Genomic DNA, 18,961 nt, shown 5'->3' with positions numbered 1-18,961 from the left:
ACTATGTAACGCCAACTGGTATCCACGTTCACTGTGATGGTCCGGCAGCCCCTGGATGGCGGCCGGGCATAGCAGGACAGTATTTCACACCAAATGAAAAAACTGGTATATGAAAAATGCCTTCCTTCCTTTACTCATCCTGCTCCTTTTGACGAGCGGGGTGGGCTTTTCACAACAACATCCGGTGCGGGGAAAGGTGACAGACGGTAACAAACAGCCCTTACCGGGTGTGAGTGTACACGTTAAACATGAAAAAACCGGGGTGGTCACGGACGCAAACGGGCTCTTTTCCCTGAACGCCCGTATAGGCGATACCCTGGTATGCTCTTTTGTCGGCTACGCTTCGCGGGAGACGCCGGTTACAGCGGCCGCCCTGCATCTGATCGTACTCACCGAAACGGAGCATAACCTCAATGAAACGGTGGTTATCGGTTACCAGACCATTACCCGTAAAAGTGTGACTACCGCGGTATCTTCTGTCAATACAAAAGATATAGCGCCTACCACTACCGCCAACGTGGCCAATACCCTGCAAGGTAAAGTGCCCGGTCTGCAGGTTTTCCAGGGCGGCGGAACACCCGGCGCCCAACCTAAGTTGTTGGTAAGAGGGTTTACCACCATCACCGGCGGCAGCGATCCGCTGATTGTGGTGGATGGTGTGCTCACCTCTTTCGGTGGACTTAATGACCTGAACCCGGCTGACATCGAGAAGGTTGACGTGCTGAAAGATGCCGCTGCTACGGCCATCTACGGTTCCAGGGGCGGCGCCGGCGTCATCATGGTAACTACCAAAAGAGGAAAAGAAAAAACACTCGTCAATTTTAACGGCAGCTCCGGTGTCAATCACTGGGTAAAGCCCCATCTGGCCGGAACCGGCGAGTACGTTGATTTCTACAAAAAAGTATATGCTGCCAACAATCAAACACTGCCGGCCAACGGCGCGGTATCGGATGTAAACACCGACTGGTGGAACGCTACTATCCGTGACGGCTACACGCACAACTATAATGTAAGCGCTTCCGGAAATAAAAACGGTCTCTCTTTCTACGGCAGCCTGGGTTATTTCGATCAAACGTCTACTTTCCGCGCCCAACGCAACACCGGCGATTACCAGAAAGTAACAGCGCGACTGAATATCGACTACCAGTTGTCCAAAATCTTTAAGATAGGCGTGAACCTGGTGCCCCGCTTTGAAACCTATGGTGATGGCGGCGGCACGGGCCTGTTCAATATTATGTCTATCGCACCCAACGTAGGCATCACTAAAACACCGGAACAAACAGCCGCTGATGTAAATGCCTATGCAGCAGGTAATCCCGGTTGGAATTTTACCGCCTACAACCCGGTATACAGCCAGTTCACCCGTTCCAATTTTAATAATATCAGTAACCCGGTAGCGGCTATGGCACGGGATTTCAATAAAAACCGTTTCTTTGGTACACAAGGCTCTGCTTACCTGGAAGTAAAACCAATCAAAAACATTACGTTCCGGACCAGCTTCTCCGGGTTCTATAATTCTTCCAACGCCACCAATTACAATCCGAAATATTTTATAGATCCCAAGGATAAAAGAGACAAAGCCGAAGTATCCCAAAAAACAGCACTGGCCTATCGCTGGCAGGTAGACAATACGTTGAACTACCTGGGTGCTATCGGTAAACATCATATCAACGTGCTGGTGGGGCAATCGGCCGACAACTACATCACCAATAGTACCTACGTATTACGGCAAGACATCCCTTATGATGCCGACCCGTATCGTTTCGTCTCCGGAGGCGCTGTACTGGCGGATGGCAGCGGTGGTTACCAACCCGGCGCCGGTCCTTTCGGTAAAATGAATTCCTACTTCTCCCGCCTGCAGTATGATTTCAACGAAACCTATTTTCTGGCTGCTTCCTTCCGGGCGGATGGCTCTTCTTTGTTATCGCCGGCCAATAGATGGGGCTATTTTCCAACAGTCTCCGCGGGTTATGTGCTCTCCAATGAGCGGTTTATGTCGCCCGTGAAATGGATCAACTACCTGAAATTGCGTGCTTCGTATGGCCGTGTGGGTGGTAACCTGCCGGCATCGCCCGGGGCTTATCAAAGCACACTGGGACTGGTGGATTATGTGAATGGCGATCATAGCCGCATCTACGGCTATACGCCATCCAACGTGCCTGATCCAAACATCAAATGGGAAACTACCCAGGACGTTACCATAGGCCTGGACGCGGAATTATTTAACAACAAATTCTCCCTGGTGGTAGATAAATACTGGCGCTCGCCGAAAGATATGTTGTTGTACCTGCCGGTTCAGCCATCATTGGGCTATCCGCAGGATTATATCCCCACTATCTATACCAACGTAGGTACTATGCGTACCAGCGGTTACGAGGCGGCCATCAGCTACAAGGATAAAATAGGTAAGGTTAGCTACAACATCGGACTTACCCTGCAACACTTTATCTCCAAAGCAGTAGACCTCAGGGGACAGGTATTGTATGACGAGATATCCAACGACGTGTTCCAGTCTACCCGCCGCACGAAAACAGCCGCCGGCGATATTGTAGGTGGCTATTACGGTTATGTGGTGGATGGCGTTTTCCAGGATCAGCAACAGATAGACAACTACCGGAATAAAGCAGGCGATAAGCTGCAACCCAATGCCCGTCCGGGTGATTTTATTTACCGCAACGTGAATGGCGACGATAAAATAGACCTGAACGACCGCACCTTTATTGGCAGCCCTTATCCTAAAATGGCCGGTGGACTGACTTTACAGGCGGCTTACCGTGGGTTTGATATACGCATGGAATTTTACGGCAGCTTCGGTAATAAAGTGGCAGATGATTACCTGGTGCGCATGAACCCGATCTACGGTTACAACTTCATCTCCGGCAGTACCGACAAGTTCTGGAATGGACCGGGCAGTACCAATACTCATCCGGTATTGAGTCTTAGTGATCCTAACGGCAACTTCACCAGCAATTCTACCTTCTTCATCAAGGATGGTTCCTATGTTCGCAATAAGCTGATGCAGGTAGGCTATACGTTGCCCGATAAGTGGTTGAAAGGTGTAGGACCTATTCGTTTTTATGTATCTGCGCAGAACCTGTTCACCATCACCAAATACCCCGGACTGAACCCTGAGGTGCCTTTTGGTGGTATTCTCCGGTATGGTATTGATAACGGGCAGAACCCAATCCCGAAATATTATGCCTTCGGTTTTAACGCGAATTTTTAATCCTTTGAGGAAATTAAAACGACCTGTTATGAAACGTTCAGCATATATCTTACTCCTGGCCGTTGCTTTGGGCAGTTGTAAAAAATCATTCCTGGACCAGGACCCTTATGGCGGCACCATACAATCCAGTACTTACTATAGTACCCTGGACGAAGCCCGCAGCGCTACCCTGGCCACTTATGCCTATATCGATTATAATGATTGGTGGCAAACGCAATGGTGGCGGCAGGTGAGCGGGGAAGCCGCTTCCGATAATGAATGGATGGGATTAAACGGCGGCCAGCCCACCGCAGTTCAGGCCACCCATTACACCCTGAATCCGGAAAACGACCGGCTGGAAGCGCAGTGGATCATGATATACAAAAGCATCTATCAGTTTAATGCAACCATAGAAGGGGTACAGAAAGCGCCTATCGATGAAACGGCCAAACAACAGCTGCTGGGTGAACTGAAATTCCTGAGGGCATTTTCTTACTTCGACCTCGTTCGTAACTGGGGCGGAGTGCCGCTGATCACCAAAACGCTGGGACCCAAAGACAATACCTATGAGCGGGCGTCAGCGAAAGAGGTGTATGATTTTGTCCGCCAGGATTTAAACAGCGCCATCGGCGTATTACCCAACAAAGCGCAGTACAGCAGCACCGATAAGTTCAGGGTGTCCAAAGGGGCGGCACAGGCCTTGCTGGCGAAAGTAGACCTGTATACCGAGAACTGGGCCGAGGCGCAAACAGTGGCCGCGCAGGTCATTAACGGTGGTGACTATACGCTGGAAACGGCTTTCGGCGATATCTGGAAAGGATCGAATTTTAACGGGAAAGAATCCATCTTTGAAATACAATACCAGTATCTCACGCAATACCCTAACCTGGGCAACATCTTCCCCGTGGCCTCTATGGCCGGTACGGAAGGTGGCTGGGGATATTTTACGCCTACCAGCGACCTGGAAAATGCCTATAGGGACCAGGGCGATAGTATCCGGTTGAACTGGACCATTATGCGCCATAATTTCCCGGTGGTGGGAGATCCGGCTAATCCATCCTTTAATGCGAACCCGGCCCAGAGTAAATCGGCCCGCTTTAACCGGAAAATATACATTCCCCGTGGCGAGCGTACGCCCAACAACCGGTATTCCAAAGATCATATCTACCTGCGACTGGCAGACGTATACCTGATGCATGCGGAAGCTTCGGCGATGTTGCAACAATCCGGGCCAGCCCTGGCTTCGCTGGAGAAAGTGCGCAGCCGGGTAAACCTGCCTACGGATCATACATTGACTGGCTGGGCGCTGATCCGCGCCGTGCGCAACGAACGACGCCTGGAACTGGCGCTGGAAGGCGATCGCCTCTATGATATCCGGAGATGGAAAGATGAAGGCGGTCAACCGGTGATCAATAGTATCTTCGGCCCCAATGGCAGCTTTGTGAAGTACAACACCCAGGTGAGTAAAGATCCTTATGAAACCACCAACCTGAATGAACCGCAGGACAAAGGCGCGAAATTCAGAGCCGGGACACATAATCTCTGGCCGATTCCTACCAAGGAAATCATCGCTTCAGAAGGAAGGATCAAACAAAATCCAGGATACAATTAGGAAACTTATATAAATTCAGCACATGAAGCATCTTTCGTATAGGCAGATAGGATGGGCGCTAACGTTGACGGCTATATCCTTTCCGGCAAGGGCGCAGCAAAAGACGGCTGTTACCACCATACAGGTGGATTTAGACGCCGAAAGGCAGGTCATTCACAGCTTTGGCGCTTCCGACTGCTGGACCACCAAATACGTCGGTGAGTGGCGGAATGAGGCGAAGAAACAACAGGTGGCCGATTATCTTTTCAGTATGAAAACAGATGCGAAAGGAAACCCCAAAGGAATAGGGCTTTCCCTTTGGCGCTTCAACATCGGCGCCGGCAGCCTGGAACAGGGCGCGGAAAGCGGTATCCCCAGCGAATCACGGCGGGAAGAGTGTTTCCTGCAGGCAGACGGTTCCTACGACTGGAGCAAACAAGCCGGGCAACAGTGGTTCCTGGAAGCGGCCAGGCAGCGGGGTGTCCGGCAATTCCTGGGGTTCTCTATCTCGCCGCCGGTATACTATACGCAGGATCATAAGGCTTACGGCCTGGCTAATAAAACGCTGAACCTGCAACCGGATAAACAAGCCGCCTTTGCCGATTTCCTGGTAAAGGTGGCCCGGCATTTTAAAGCCGGCAAAACGCCGTTCGATTATATCAGTCCCTTTAATGAACCACAATGGAACTGGGGCGAACATCCATCGCAGGAAGGTACCGGCGCCACCAATGCGGAAATGGCTGCGGTGATCCGTTTGCTTGGCCGTAAATTGCAGGAGGCAGGTACGCCATCGAAAATCGCTTTCGGGGAGGCGGGGCATTGGAATGCCCTCTACGGCAGCAATCAGGATGGACGGGGCGATCAGATCAACGCGTTTTTTAACCCGGATTCTCCGGATTATATCGGTAACGTACCTACGCTGTTGAAGATGTTGTCTACCCATAGTTATTTCACTACCTGTCCGGATACCACGATGATCCATATACGACAATCAGCGGTGGATAAACGGAATACAGTAGCACCCGGACTGGCGCTATGGCAAACGGAATTTGGCGTATTAGGGGATATCTGCAAACAGTACAGCGGCGCCCCTAAACATACCGATATCAACTATGGACTGTACGTTGCCCGCGTCATTCACCACGACCTGGCAGTAGGGCAGGTGAGTGCCTGGCATTGGTGGCTGGCGGTGAATACGTATGACTACAGCGACGGACTGGTATATATTAATGATAACAACGGCGGCTTTGATATGGAAGCGATGAAGCAGGATGGTATCGTAACGGATTCCAAACAGCTGTGGTGCCTGGGTAACTACGCCCGTTTTGTGCGCCCTGGTATGGTGCGGGTAAACGCAAATGCGGATGGTATGACCGATCCCGTAGCCGCAGCGGCATCGGGCTTGCTGGTATCCGCCTATAAAGATAAGGCTGCCCGCAAACTGGTGCTGGTGGTGATTAATACAAATACTGCCGAAAAACAGCTGCAGCTGAACACGCCGCTGAAAGGTGGTAAACTGCACGCTTATACGACCAGCGGAACAAAGAACCTGCAACATTCCATCGTGCAGGCGGAGCGGTTTACCGTAGGTCCAAAATCTGTTACCACTTTGGTAGCGCAACTACGCTGACATTAAAATCTACAATGCAATGAAAGGATATCTTTGGTTAATAGGCTGGCTCTTCTGTTTTACACATGCACCCGCGCAAAGCCTGTCCCTGGCCGGAGAATGGCGACTACGGCTCGATTCACTTAACAAAGGTAGAGACGAACAATGGTTTTTACAGTCTTTCCAACAGACGATAAAACTGCCGGGTACCCTGGATGATGCCGGTATCGGTTATAGACCTACGGTAGATACCAGTGTGATGAACAAGGAGGTGATGGCTGGCCTTAGCCGCAAACACCGTTATATCGGCGTGGCCTGGTATGAAAAAGAAATCACCTTGTCCAAAAACATGGAGCATGCGCAGCTTTTCCTGGAAAGGGTGATCTGGCGCTCCGATTGCTGGATCGATGGACAATACACCGGTTCACAGGAAAGCCTGATAGCGCCGCATGTATTTGAATTGGGAACTTTAAAACCCGGGAAACACCGTATTGTACTGCGTATAGACAACAGCCTTCAGCATGATATCAGCTACAATAATTTCGCTCACGCCTATACGGATGCTACCCAAATCATCTGGAACGGCGTTATTGGTGATATCAGTCTCAGCGGCCGGTCAGCCATAGCTATCGCGGATATGCAATTGTACCCGGATAGGGAAGCTAAAAAGATACAGGCGTCACTGTCGTTGCGGCCGGCAGGTAATATACCTTCATCCATGCAACTGCAAACCGTTGTGATGGATGGCAACCAGGTAGTGTCACGTCAGTCAAAAGCGGTTACCACAGCGGATACGATAGCAGCAGATATCTACCTGAAAAATATTAAAACATGGGATGAATTTAACCCGCATGTATATACGTTTAAAGCCATCCTGACCGACGCCATGGGGAAAATACTCGATCAGCGGGAAAGTACTTTCGGTTTCCGGGAACTGCAATCGGCGCAGTCACAGCTACGGCTAAACGGAGATCCGATTTTCCTGCGGGGTACCCTGGAATGCGATATCTTCCCGCTGACAGGTCATCCGCCTATGGAAGATGCAGGCTGGAAAAAGGTATTCCTCGCCGCTAAATCCTATGGCCTGAACCACCTGCGTTTTCACTCCTGGTGCCCACCGGCGGCGGCCTTCCGCGTAGCCGATTCCCTGGGTTTTTACCTGCAGATAGAATTGCCGCTCTGGAGCCTGACTGTCGGGAAAGATACCGCCACACTGCGTTTCCTGGAAGCGGAAGCACAACGGATCATCAGCGCCTATGGCAATCATCCGTCCTTCTGTTTCTGGAGTATGGGCAATGAACTGGAAGGAGATTTCGACTGGCTGCAAGGCATGGTGCGGAAGCTCAAACAACAGGACCCGCGCCGTTTGTATACCACTACCTCCTTCAGTTTCCAGCAGGGGCGCGGCCGCTGGCCGGAGCAACCAGATGATTTCTACGTAACCCAATACACGAAAAACGGCTGGGTAAGGGGACAAGGCAGCTTTAACACACAATCGCCTGATTTCAAAACCGATTACAGGCAGGCCGTCAACGGAGTACCGGTACCGCTGCTTATCCATGAAGTAGGGCAGTATGCCGTATATCCCGATATGCAGGAGATCAGCCGCTACACCGGTGTGCTGGACCCGCTTAATTTTAAGGCGGTACGCAACGATCTGCGTAAAAAACACCTGCTGCCGCTGGCGCCGGATTTCCTGAAAGCAAGCGGACAATTGGCCCTGCTACTCTACAAAGAAGAAATGGAGCGGGCCTTAAAAACCAGCGGGGTGAGCGGCTTTCAGCTGCTGGACCTGCACGATTTTCCTGGTCAGGGTACCGCGCTGGTAGGCTTGCTGAATGCTTTCTGGGAAAGTAAAGGCATTGTAGCCCCGGCGGCCTTCCGGCAGTTCTGCGGTCCGGTAACGCCGTTGCTGCGTTTTGAAAAGGCGGTATACACCAATGCGGAAACATTTACCGCCACGGCGTCGGTGGCCAATTATAGCGGCAAATCCTTGTCCGTAACACCGGTATGGGACCTGCGCGATGAAAGCGGGAAAGTGTGGCTGAGCGGGAAATTGCCTTCACAAAACCTGTCGCAGGGTAATGGTAACACGTTAGGCAATATCTCCATAGACCTGCATGCGTTCCCGGTGGCGCGGCAGCTGACACTGCGCCTGCGTCTGCAGCCCGGTTATGAAAACGAATGGCGTATCTGGGTGTATCCTGCCAAACAGCCACAGGAGCAGTTTACTGCCCTGTTTACCACTTCGGTGGACGAAGCGGTGGCTGCCGCCCAGCAGGGGAAAGCCGTTGTACTCAACCCTGATACTGCGCTTATTAAAGGCGTAGAAGGCAGATTCGCACAGGTGTTTTGGAGCCCGGTACATTTCCCCAACCAACCCGGCACCATGGGATTGCTCTGCGATACCACACATCCTGCGTTGAAAGGCTTCCCTACGGCGTTCCATACAGACTGGCAATGGTGGGACCTGGTGACCTTCTCTAAAACCATGATACTGGATAGCATACCGGTCACACCTAAACCCATTGTACGGGTGGTGGACAATTTCTTCAAAAACCGGAATATGGCCGATGTAGTGGAATACCAGGTGGGCAAAGGAAAGGTACTGATCTGCTCCATGGACCTGCATCATGACCTGGAACGCCGTCCTGTGGCGGCACAACTGAAACAAAGCCTGATGCGGTACGCATCGGGAGTACAGTTTAAACCTTCGCTGGCGTTAACGGAAATGCAGTTGAGGAGTTTGTTTAAGTAGATTTACTTTTTTGATGGACGTGCAGCCATCCGGGGGGACCTGGGTGGCTGTTTTATTTATTTGAGTAGCCGTGTTTTTTCTGTGGGGTTTAATAAGGAGCTATCCACCGGGTTTCCAGGGCAGGTGATCTTTACTTGAGGAAGGGAGAGTAATGGACGCATGTCTTTTATTTTATTATTGGTAAGATCTGCTGTTTGTAAGGCCGGCATGCAGCGGACGAAATTGATTTCTTGTAGTTGATTTCCCAGAAGATCGACTTCGGTAAGGCTGTTAAGCGGTGTGGTACAGGTAAGCTGAGTCAAGCGGTTAAATCTGGCAGAAAGCTGTTCCAGCGCAGGAAATACGAATAACGGAGGAAGTGTCGCTAAATGATTGCTGCTTATGTAGAGATTTCTTAGCCGGGGCATAGATGAAATCTTCAGTTCGGTGATTTGGTTATCAGAGAGGTTCAGTTCTTCTAATTCCGTGAATCCGGAGAAGGTGATAGTTCCCAGGATCTTGTTGTTATTAAGGTCCAGCTGTTGTAGTTTTTTAGAGTTTAGAATGGGAGTTATATTTACGATACTGCTATAGGGCAATTTTAATACACGCAGTGCCGGTTTGTCTTTTAATGGGCTGAGGTCTTTTATAGGCAGGCGATCACCGCCGGTGCCGAGCAGCAGTACCTCAAGATGCCGCATGTTTTCAAGGCCGGCCAGGCTGGATGGGCTATTGTACCGGACATCGAGATAACGAAGCTGTGTGAGGCCGCGAAGAGGGGTGAGGTCCGTTACTTCGTTATAACTGATATTGAGATAGGTCAGTTCCCGCAGGTTCCGCAGGGGGTGGAGGTTTTTGATCTGACCACCGTATTTAAGGTTGGAACCACTGATGTTCAGGTATTTCAGGTGAAGGGTGTACTTCAGCTGACGGAATATAATATTTATATCTTGATTATTGATATCGAGGGAGTCGATATGCAGTATTTCAGACAGTGGCGTATGCTGCCCCATGGCTGTAAAGAAATAAGTGCCGTTTTCCAGTGTTAGCTCCTCCGCGGCTACTACTTTGGACAGGTCGAAGCCTGCTCGCTGGTAGATGCTCCGAAGGCTGTCCTGTGCGGTGCTCAGGAGGCTAAATAATACCAGGAGGCTGGCTATAATGTTTGTCTTCATCATTTCTTTTTAGGCGGAGCTACTGCTGGCGCCCCTTCTTTTTTAGCACCCGGCTGATCGCCCGCTTGGGGTTTAGTTGTTTCGGGCGCCAGTTCATTTTTTAATTTTTCCCCTTCGGGATCTTTTAATTCTATCATCTTATCAGTTGCCTCATCTTTTTTGGTCCTGCTTTCAGACAACAGCTTCAGGTTTTTGATGACGGTATCTTTTTGAGACTTGTTACCATTAGTATGTAAGTTACGATAATGGGTAAATACTTTCAACCCGTCGTCCAGCCGCGCCCTTTTGATGAAATCATTTCTTTCTCCCAGGTGTTTGTAGCCGCCGTTCACTCTGTAGGTAGTCTGTTTAATATCATCTTCATCGGCAAGGCCAGGCAACGATGAGGTGGTAATAGCCCAGAATACCACTGCGGACTGTACTGCGTACATAAGATTACCAGTATCAGATATTTTGTCGTAATTGCCTTTTAACGCCCCTTCGGAATCATTGGCGGTGAAATCGATGTAGCCGGTCGTATCATCCGGAAAGGGATGCTCCTTTCTATGGTTCCCGAATTTTGTATAGTTCTCTTTACCTGTCAGCTGTATGATGCCTCTGCCACGGAAACGATAGCCATCATGTCCTGTTTCCTTTCCGTTGCTCATCCTGTCGCCGTAAACGCGGGAAGGCCATTTAATTTTGAAAGCATCGTGTTTTTTGACGGAGATTTTCAGCGTTGCGTCATCTTTAATTAATACACCATTTTTCTCATCTACCCGGCCATAAAGCAGGGTTTCATCAACTGTCAGCTCTTTATAATCGCCCTCCAGCAGCGTTTGAATATCTTTCTTATCTTTTTCGTCTTTCTTTTTATATTCCACTGCCAGCAGATCTATGATTTCTGCTTTGGTAAAACAGTTGTAGCGCTCATGTTTGGGGTTGAAGTAGTCATTGATTTTAAAAGATGAAACAAAGTACTTACTGAAATTCCCCCTCAACCCTTTATGCCCATAGTTCAGCCCTTCTTCGAAAGTACTGAACCGCCCGCATTCCGCCGCTGCCTGGGCAATAAAATGCGCCTTCCGCAAACAGGTATCCAGCTTATAATCTTTACGGTATTTATTCAGATAGGTCAATATATCGGTCAGATGTTTTTCATCATCCGCCGATAGGGCAATCACATTTCCTTTTTTGTCTTTTTGTTCGATGATAAATTTCACTTGTTCCGCCGTGATCTCTTTCTCACATTCCGGGCATTTATATTCTTCTTCCTTTTCATCTTTTTCATTACTGGCCACACCATTGTATTCCGGGCTTTTATCCTGGCTATTGGCAGGCTGTGCCTCGCCCTGGGGACCATGGAAATCAACATCTATGCCTTCATCCGGACCCGGTGGCAAAGGACGGTCTTCCGGAACGGGTACATTGGCTGGCGGCGGTTGGGAGGTTACTTTTACCATAACGGCTTCATTTGGATTTTTGCAACAAGGATGATATTCTCTGCGCCTTCTTATAGGCGGCGTCACCGGTCATGCCCCGCTCTTTATAAAAGGCGAGGGTCCTGGCGGCAATCTGGCGGGCAGATAATTTATTTTCTTCGCTGCCGCCGTCTATCATATCGTCCTGGGTAAAGAACCAGGAAGAAGGGGTGGTGGCAGAAGCGCCTTTTTGTAATTCGGCGGCGACTGTTTTTTCATCGAGCATAAATACGGCGTATTGTAGCAGGCTAAATCCGGCATCTTCGGTTTTGTAGCCATGGCGGACCAACAGGGACAATATTTCCGGCGAAACGGTATAATCCCGGCTGTATTGTTTCCGGATGGCATCCGTTACGCCCTGTAGCGATACTTTATTCTCCAGCAGGTAGTTGATCACATCGCTGCCGTTATCTCCCCTTAATGCAGCGGCCATCAGGCCATCCTGGCTGTGCTGCGCTAATACGCTGGCTGGTGCTGCCTGTCGCAGAAAAGACAAGGGGGATTTTACCAGCAGCCACATCTTCACCGCATCCGCGCTCACACTGGCGCCGTGGCGGATTAACCAGAGGGAGAGTTCTTGTTGTATTTGCTGCATGGCGGCAGGAGTAGCCACACTTTTGGATAGCCCGCTGCCTACCAGTTTACTATAGTCGTACACGTAAAAGAGCGATGTATACTGATGAATATGCAGCGGCAGCTGACCGATGTCCCCGAAGGAAACCGTAGTATCGGCGCCGAGTACGGTGTTAGGGTCAAAATGTTGTCCCAGCAGTTGGGCCAGTCGGTTGGTATCAGCATTCCGCAAGGCATCTGTCCATGGCTGCGTATCCACTTTGCTGACGGATGCCGTATCAGTACTGGTATGCGCCGGTTGCGAGCCATTGGCGCAGGACGCAACCGCTATACTCAAACAGGCCAGCATAAACAGTTTTCCAAAGATAGATTTTAACACGCCCCCGGAACTGTTTTGTGCGGGTGGGAATGATGGAGTAGCTGCCGCTGGTTGTTGTGCTTTTTTCCAGGCTTCCTGTTTGGCTTTTACCGCGTCCAGCCAGGGTTTGTAACAGGTGTCCGGCGCTATTTCCGGCAGCGGGTCTACCTTCACATAAAACAACGCTTCTTTCTTTTCATCAAAGTCCACAGCCATTTTACCTTTCCCTTTTTGGGTACGGTATATATTCTTTAACTCGGGCATGAGGTCTACCAATTTATCATTCAGGCTGTTAAAATACGTTGCTTTATTAATATTGGCGATGGGCTGGAAGTAGCCGCCGGTACCATTTCTAATGCCCAGGCATCCTTCCAGGTCACCGGATACGAACGGATCTACGGATACCCCTCCCCGGTAGGGAGATGCCAGTATCGTTTTCATATTGGTATCCGTTTTATCCAGTACCACCCGGTAGCGGGCGGTCTCGGTGATCACATAGTTCATCGCATAATATTCCGGTTGCCCGTTCAGGCTGGTGGGTGGCACCGGTCCGCCGGTTTTATAGTAGGTAGTGTTGTTATCGCGGGTATGACGGGCCAGCTCCATGAGGAGTGCGGCGTTGCCATGGGAGCCGCTGCCAATGTCCTGCTCCAGTTTCTTTTTGGCGTCGCCGGCATTTTCTCCCTTATAGATAAACATTTTATAGGTAGGGTAGGCGTTGGTATATACGCCGCCGCGCACATAAATCGGGTAAATGGATTCCAGTTTATCCTTGAAAGATGCTTTTTTATTGCCATAGTCGTAGGGAGTGTCTACGCCTTTTTTATAGGTGGTCTGCTTCCCTTTGGCGTCTGTATGAGTTGCGAGGGAAGGATTGGTGGCGTGGGGCACCAGTTCTGTCAGCACTTTGCTGCCAGCCTTTTCCTGTACGAAAGTCTTTTTGGTTTCATCTACCTTATACCAACGGTCAGAAGCCGGAACGGGATTGTATACTTCGTTGCTGAGGTACCATACCACTTCCTTGTTCTCCACTGCCATCGGGGTAGCCAGCGGCAGATCTGCGGTAGGAATCTTAATATCTTTGACGGTGGCCTTTTGTTTACCATCGGTGATGGTGATTTTACCGCCTCCGGCGGAACATTGATTGGTAGATTTTTCCAGCAGGAAATAGGTCCCTTCACCCAGACTTACATCTTCTGCTACCTGTTGCCATTCCATCAGTGCGGGGCTGCAGGGGTTGTTGCGCTGGGCCGAACAGTTGCCAAAGGTAGGAGCGATGGTTTTGTCTTTGGAAGTGGCTTTGAGGTTATCCTGCAGGAATACAAACAGGTTGGACGATACTTTGAGTTGTCCGGGAGTGCTGCCGCAGCTGCATTTGAGCAGCGCCTGGTCGCACACATATTTACTGCCTGCCGGGGCGGGCTTTTCCTCTTTTTTCTTTTCCGTGTTGGGTTTGGTCGTTTTCTGTTGTTTTCCCATATGATCAGGATTCAAGTAAATCAATCCGGAAAGCAGCTTTTCTCACATAGGCGTTTCCGATAGTGAGCCGGTATTTGAGGTCTGCTTTAAGCGGTATGTAACTGCTGTGATGCAGGAGGTAGTCACCCTGGTACTGTTCCAGTAACAGCTCTGCTTCTTCGCTGGCGGGTATTTCCAGTGTTTCGAAAAGATATTGCCCCAGCGCGGCGGTGTCCAGCTGCGTTTCGTTCAGGCTGCCGCTTATCTGTACCCGGAGCGGGTCGGTGAGCGACTTACCTTCCACGATGCGCCGTGTTTCTGTCACCGGTAGGGGGGCGTGGTTAAAAATAGCATTGTATTGTTTTTCAAGTTGTTTTTCGCCGGAGAAAGGGTAGGAGGTGTTGATCCGGTTGAGGAACAATCCATACAGGTTGTACTGTAACAGATCGTCCAGCAGTGCTTTTTCTTTTCCGAAGCGGTTGTCATAGCCCTGGGTCAGCTGTTGGATCTCCATGCCTTTGTAGTCGGCCCAGAGCCGGGCTTTGGTATCCATCCAGATTTCCTTTATATCGGGCATATTAGCGATACCGGTGACCTGTTGTTTTCCATCTACATAGAACTCAACATAATGGGTTACCGCGCTGATGGCTTTTATAATGTATTCGAGGTGAGTACAGGAGGAGTCTAGCTCCATTTTCTCCTGCACCACCTGGCAGCTGATCAGTTGTCTGCCATCGTCCATATCTTCCCAGGTTACCTGCAGGCGGCGCTGGAAGCTGTTTTCAGCGGCTGATTCACGGATACGGGTATACGTAGACGTGTGGAGTTGAAACAACTGTTGTCCGGTACCGGTGATTTGCAGGTCCCGTGGTATGGAGGTCAGGCGCTGCATTATCCTTTGCTGATTTTGACTTTTTTATTGCCTTGTAACACGGTTGTACCGCTGCCGATGATCTTCATATCACCCAGTAATGACAGCAGTTGCATGGTACCGGAGGTCTGTTTATAGTCTTCCTGTGCGAAGAAAGAAATGCCGTCACCGGCTACTCCGCTGATATTGGTGGCTTTCAGGGCATATTCTTCGCCGGCGGTCACCCGGATATTGTCTGCTGCATCGGCCACCACATTTTTACCGGCATCCATAGTGATATTTTCTTTGGCTGTGATATGGATGTTTTTGGCCGTGAGGTTCAGGTTTTCCGGAGCGGTGATGTGAATATGTTTACCGCTGGTATCCAGGGTGATGATATTCCCGTTTTTATCTGTAATGGTAATGCTTTCTTCATTGCTGGTGTCATCCAGCCTGATGGTATGTCCGCTGCGGGTACGGATCGCCTTGATATTGTTCTGATCGTCCCCAAACTCCGTTTTGGCGTCACCGTTATAGGTGGTGCCGAGTACGTAAGGCGCTTCAGGGTTACCGTCTTCGAAGGCTACCCATACTTCTTCCTGCAGTTCCGGTATGAAATAAAATCCTTTATTACCGCCACCATGCGGCGCCACAATCCTTATCCAGGGCGTGGAGCCTTGCTGCTGCCAGCGGAAGCGCACCCGTATACGGCCCAGGCCTTTAGGGTCTGCATTATCCGTTACCGTAGCGCTTTGCGGTTCACAGCCGCTCACCGGGGTGAGGTCTACCCGGGGCATGGCGGTATCTGCCGGGATGGCGGTGAAGGTATTATGATAATGCCCGTTTTCGGTGCAATGATGTTCGAGGCCTGTCACCACAAACTCTCCGTGATGGATATTACCGCTTTCGCTGATGGAAACGATATCGCCTATTTTCAGGGAAGTATTGCTGCTGGTACCACTCAATACCACCATTTCAGACAGCCGTCCCCGTTGTTGCAGGGCGGTAAAATCATCCAGCTGCGCTTTGGCATCACCACTGAAATTATAATTGGGTTTATACAGGGAAGGTTTACGGTATAATTTTTCACTCACTTCTTTCAGATGGGACACATAGTTGTTCATGGAAGCGCCGGGCTGCGACTGGGTATCATTCTCCACCACGGTATTCTGCCGGTATTCATACCCGCTGAACCGGATATTATTGGGTTTTACTTCCAGTGTAATGTCAAAATCCATCAGGTCCTGCTGGTGGGTGAGCGCCACTTTTTGCGGCGTATATTTTCCAAAAACTATTTTCTGCCCGTCATAGAAATACCATTCCCCGTACCGGGCCGCCAGCCGGGTAATAAATTGCTGCGCGGTTTCCTTATACTGTACGATGTATTTCAGGTTATCTTCATGTGCCGGCTTGACCTCCGTTTGTGCATAAGGGTTGGTGCCTTTGAGGGCGCTCATGACGATGTTCTGTAAGGACTGCTGTTCAAACGTGGCGATATGGGGATCGTTTTCCAGTAATATAGTAGGACTGCTACCGGTTATCACGCAGAAACCATGGGTACCGTCGCTTTCCTTGCCGGTATGTACACCGGTTACCAACCCGTTGAATGTAACTGCTTTATATACCCCGAAGGTATCCATCGGTTTAATCGTCATGCTGATCTCTTTGCCGAGGAAATTGCGGGCGGCGCTGAACATGCCTTGCCCCAGTTTCTCCAGCCAGTCGTATCCGATCAGGATGCGGAAATGATGGTGCCCCTGTATGGTTTGTGATAATTGTAATGAGTGAAAAGACGTGAACTGATGTTCCCCAATGGAAAAGGAGGTTCGGGTGTATAAAGACATAGTTGATGGTTTTATATAATGTGTTCCGGGTAACTAAACGGTATGGTTAAAATACATCTTCAATTTAAGGAATTCCGGGCTTATCCGGGAATTTTTTTAGGTTTATTTGTTCCTTAAAAACAGATTAAAGTATTGTTACCAATCTTTTCTTGTGACAAGAATCTGAAAGAGAATGATTAATTTCATTTCATGCAACAGAACACTTTATTGGAAAATCTGACAAGTAAAACCGCTGGTATTTTATATTATAGTGAATCAGAGTACCCACTGGAAATAGAGCAATGGGGCGAGCTTCCTGCACCGGCAGCAGTTGCTGAAATCGCTACCCGGCACCAGGTTGACCCAGGCATTGTTAAGACCGCCAACACGGCCAATTTCTTCAACGAAGTAGAACGGATATTAGACCCAAACGACGCACCCATCGTAGCCAACGCACAAAAGTTTAAAGCCCTGCATCAATTCCTGGACGAGCACTTTACGGACATACAGGTAATCCGGGTGGAAGAAGGTACCAGTATTCCGGTATATATTGTTTGTCATCAACCAGATGGAACCTGCGTGGCACTGATTACCACAGCGATAGAGTCTTAAACTCAAATCCACATATTACAGAAACCCTTAAAAAACGTGAATTATGACACAATTCATCAGGCATTGCTTTGTCATTTGCCTGGCGGGCCTGTTATTCTCTGCCTGTAAAAAAGAGGCGGATATCCAGCCCCGGCCCCAGGACAATAATTCTCCCCGCATCGCCGCTACAGAATCTGTAGTGCTCCTCAATGAAGACTTTGAATCTGGTACTAAAACCGCCTACGCTATCGGCAGCGTAACGCTGAGCAGCGGCTCCTGGACATTCGACGATGCCCTGATCGGTAACCTCGCGGGCGATCTGAAAAACGGTGCCAAATCCGTTCGAATCAGAAACACCGGTAGTATTACCACCGACTTCAGCACCAACGGCGCCACCGGTACGGTAACCGTCAGCGTTAAACACGGTACCTACGGTTCCGACGGCAACAGCAACTGGCAACTCTGGACCTCGGGCGACAACGGCAGTACGTGGACGCAGCAGGGTAACACTATTACCACCTCCGGCACCCTGCAAACCGCTACTTTCTCCTTCGCTGCTACCAGTAGTCTGCGTATCTCCATCCGCAAAACTTCCGGCGGCACCAACCGGATCAATATCGACGATATTTCTGTTACAGCCGGCTCCGGTGGCGGTGGCCCCGGTCCCGGTACAGGTACCGATGACAGTAACCTGCTGCTCGGAAACCCCAGCAACGCCCTGGCAGACATCTCTTCAGAAAACAACTACCTGATGGTAAAACCTTACTACACTTTGTCCTATAGCCGTGGCCGTGGTACCCCCAACTGGGTAAGCTGGCATATTCAGTCGTCAGACCTGGGCACCGCTTCCAGGAGCAACGACTTTCGCGCCGATACCGATCTCCCTGCAGGCTGGTACCAGGTACAGAACAGCAGCTACACCGGCTCCGGCTTCGATCGCGGACATAACTGTCCGTCGGCCGACAGAACTGCCACGACTACGGCCAATTCAGCTACGTTCCTCATGACCAATATGATGCCGCAAGCGCCCAATAACAACCAGAAAACCTGGGCTAACCTGGAGAACTATACCCGCAGCCTGGTCAACGCCGGCAACGAAGTATACGTTATCTGCGGTTCCTATGGCCAGGGCGGCTCCGGTTCACTGGGTGGCACAACAACCACCATCGATAACGGCCACGTGACCGTACCTTCCAATATCTGGAAAGTAGTGGTGGTAATTCCCGACGGCAGCAATGACCTGAACCGGATCAATGGCAATACCCGGGTAATTGCCATCAATACCCCCAACCGCAATGATATCAATACCGACTGGACACAGTATAAAACTACGGTGCGTGACATCGAGAGCGCTACCGGGTATAATTTATTGTCGAGCCTGCGCCCGTCCTTACAGGATAGCCTGGAGACGAGGATAGACCCCTGATATCTTATCTATATAAAGAAAAGAGAAGCCTCCACATGGTGGGGGCTTTTTTAGGTATATACCGCCCCATTCAGCCGAAAATCTTTGCCAGTACAGGTGCCACCT

11 protein-coding genes are annotated in these 18,961 nt (G+C 50.1%); 6 read left to right on the top strand and 5 right to left on the bottom strand.

Going from position 1 to position 18,961, the window contains the following annotated elements:
• The first annotated feature begins 109 nt into the window (after window positions 1-109).
• From ICL07_RS01095 to ICL07_RS01080, 4 genes are read left to right on the top strand one after another with little or no spacing between them, the layout of a single operon-like run.
• Window positions 110-3,226 carry a SusC/RagA family TonB-linked outer membrane protein gene (locus ICL07_RS01095; RefSeq protein WP_188086105.1) on the top strand — a complete coding sequence of 1,039 codons (3,117 nt, stop codon included), beginning with the start codon at window positions 110-112 and terminating at the stop codon, window positions 3,224-3,226.
• Between the two features lie 28 nt (window positions 3,227-3,254).
• Window positions 3,255-4,817 carry a RagB/SusD family nutrient uptake outer membrane protein gene (locus ICL07_RS01090; RefSeq protein WP_188086104.1) on the top strand — a complete coding sequence of 521 codons (1,563 nt, stop codon included), beginning with the start codon at window positions 3,255-3,257 and terminating at the stop codon, window positions 4,815-4,817.
• 22 nt (window positions 4,818-4,839) lie between these two features.
• Window positions 4,840-6,426, top strand: coding sequence for a glycoside hydrolase (locus ICL07_RS01085; protein WP_188086103.1), 1,587 nt, complete (start codon window positions 4,840-4,842; stop codon window positions 6,424-6,426).
• A 19-nt stretch (window positions 6,427-6,445) separates the two neighbouring features.
• Entirely contained in the window at window positions 6,446-9,163 is a 2,718-nt protein-coding gene (locus ICL07_RS01080) for a glycoside hydrolase family 2 TIM barrel-domain containing protein (RefSeq protein ID WP_188086102.1), read from the top strand.
• Window positions 9,164-9,219: 56 nt separating this feature from the next.
• On the opposite strand, the gene ICL07_RS01075 is transcribed toward ICL07_RS01080, so the two are convergent.
• The 5 genes from ICL07_RS01075 to ICL07_RS01055 are packed head-to-tail and all read right to left on the bottom strand — an operon-like array spanning window position 9,220 to window position 16,860.
• On the bottom strand, window positions 9,220-10,320 hold the full coding sequence (locus tag ICL07_RS01075; protein WP_188086101.1) for a leucine-rich repeat domain-containing protein: 1,101 nt from the start codon (window positions 10,318-10,320) through the stop codon (window positions 9,220-9,222).
• Window positions 10,317-11,759 carry a glycoside hydrolase family 19 protein gene (locus ICL07_RS01070; RefSeq protein ID WP_188086100.1) on the bottom strand — a complete coding sequence of 481 codons (1,443 nt, stop codon included), beginning with the start codon at window positions 11,757-11,759 and terminating at the stop codon, window positions 10,317-10,319. The genes ICL07_RS01075 and ICL07_RS01070 overlap by 4 nt, the downstream gene beginning before the upstream one ends.
• A gap of 7 nt (window positions 11,760-11,766) precedes the next feature.
• A complete protein-coding gene (locus ICL07_RS01065) occupies window positions 11,767-14,187 on the bottom strand; it encodes a DUF4280 domain-containing protein (RefSeq protein ID WP_188086099.1) in 2,421 nt (806 codons plus the stop codon).
• A gap of 4 nt (window positions 14,188-14,191) precedes the next feature.
• Complete coding sequence (locus ICL07_RS01060) at window positions 14,192-15,058, bottom strand: hypothetical protein (protein ID WP_188086098.1); 867 nt, start codon at window positions 15,056-15,058, stop codon at window positions 14,192-14,194.
• Window positions 15,058-16,860, bottom strand: a complete 1,803-nt coding sequence (locus tag ICL07_RS01055) for a type VI secretion system Vgr family protein (RefSeq protein WP_188086097.1) — start codon at window positions 16,858-16,860, stop codon at window positions 15,058-15,060. The genes ICL07_RS01060 and ICL07_RS01055 overlap by 1 nt, the downstream gene beginning before the upstream one ends.
• A gap of 189 nt (window positions 16,861-17,049) precedes the next feature.
• Here ICL07_RS01055 and ICL07_RS01050 point away from each other — a divergent pair, with 189 nt between their 5' ends.
• Both ICL07_RS01050 and ICL07_RS01045 read left to right on the top strand, forming a co-directional pair.
• Window positions 17,050-17,451: a nuclease A inhibitor family protein gene (locus ICL07_RS01050; RefSeq protein WP_188086096.1), complete on the top strand. Its 402-nt coding sequence runs from the start codon at window positions 17,050-17,052 to the stop codon at window positions 17,449-17,451.
• Window positions 17,452-17,494: 43 nt separating this feature from the next.
• Window positions 17,495-18,856 carry a DNA/RNA non-specific endonuclease gene (locus ICL07_RS01045; RefSeq protein ID WP_188086095.1) on the top strand — a complete coding sequence of 454 codons (1,362 nt, stop codon included), beginning with the start codon at window positions 17,495-17,497 and terminating at the stop codon, window positions 18,854-18,856.
• The last annotated feature ends 105 nt before the right edge of the window (window positions 18,857-18,961 follow it).

The sequence above is a fragment of the Chitinophaga qingshengii genome, assembly GCF_014529935.1.
Classification (GTDB): Bacteria; Bacteroidota; Bacteroidia; order Chitinophagales; family Chitinophagaceae; genus Chitinophaga; species Chitinophaga qingshengii.
The sequence above is the reverse complement of the archived record's forward strand: the minus strand, read 5'-3'. Positions and strand labels throughout refer to the sequence as shown.

What these genes read in the sequence shown, in the direction of transcription:
- ICL07_RS01095 (WP_188086105.1), top strand. Translation starts at nt 110, where the DNA reads ATGAAAAATGCCTTCCTTCCTTTACTCATCCTGCTCCTTTTGACGAGC.
- ICL07_RS01090 (WP_188086104.1), top strand. Translation starts at nt 3,255, where the DNA reads ATGAAACGTTCAGCATATATCTTACTCCTGGCCGTTGCTTTGGGCAGT.
- ICL07_RS01085 (WP_188086103.1), top strand. Translation starts at nt 4,840, where the DNA reads ATGAAGCATCTTTCGTATAGGCAGATAGGATGGGCGCTAACGTTGACG.
- ICL07_RS01080 (WP_188086102.1), top strand. Translation starts at nt 6,446, where the DNA reads ATGAAAGGATATCTTTGGTTAATAGGCTGGCTCTTCTGTTTTACACAT.
- ICL07_RS01075 (WP_188086101.1), bottom strand. Translation starts at nt 10,320, where the DNA reads ATGATGAAGACAAACATTATAGCCAGCCTCCTGGTATTATTTAGCCTC.
- ICL07_RS01070 (WP_188086100.1), bottom strand. Translation starts at nt 11,759, where the DNA reads ATGGTAAAAGTAACCTCCCAACCGCCGCCAGCCAATGTACCCGTTCCG.
- ICL07_RS01065 (WP_188086099.1), bottom strand. Translation starts at nt 14,187, where the DNA reads ATGGGAAAACAACAGAAAACGACCAAACCCAACACGGAAAAGAAAAAA.
- ICL07_RS01060 (WP_188086098.1), bottom strand. Translation starts at nt 15,058, where the DNA reads ATGCAGCGCCTGACCTCCATACCACGGGACCTGCAAATCACCGGTACC.
- ICL07_RS01055 (WP_188086097.1), bottom strand. Translation starts at nt 16,860, where the DNA reads ATGTCTTTATACACCCGAACCTCCTTTTCCATTGGGGAACATCAGTTC.
- ICL07_RS01050 (WP_188086096.1), top strand. Translation starts at nt 17,050, where the DNA reads ATGCAACAGAACACTTTATTGGAAAATCTGACAAGTAAAACCGCTGGT.
- ICL07_RS01045 (WP_188086095.1), top strand. Translation starts at nt 17,495, where the DNA reads ATGACACAATTCATCAGGCATTGCTTTGTCATTTGCCTGGCGGGCCTG.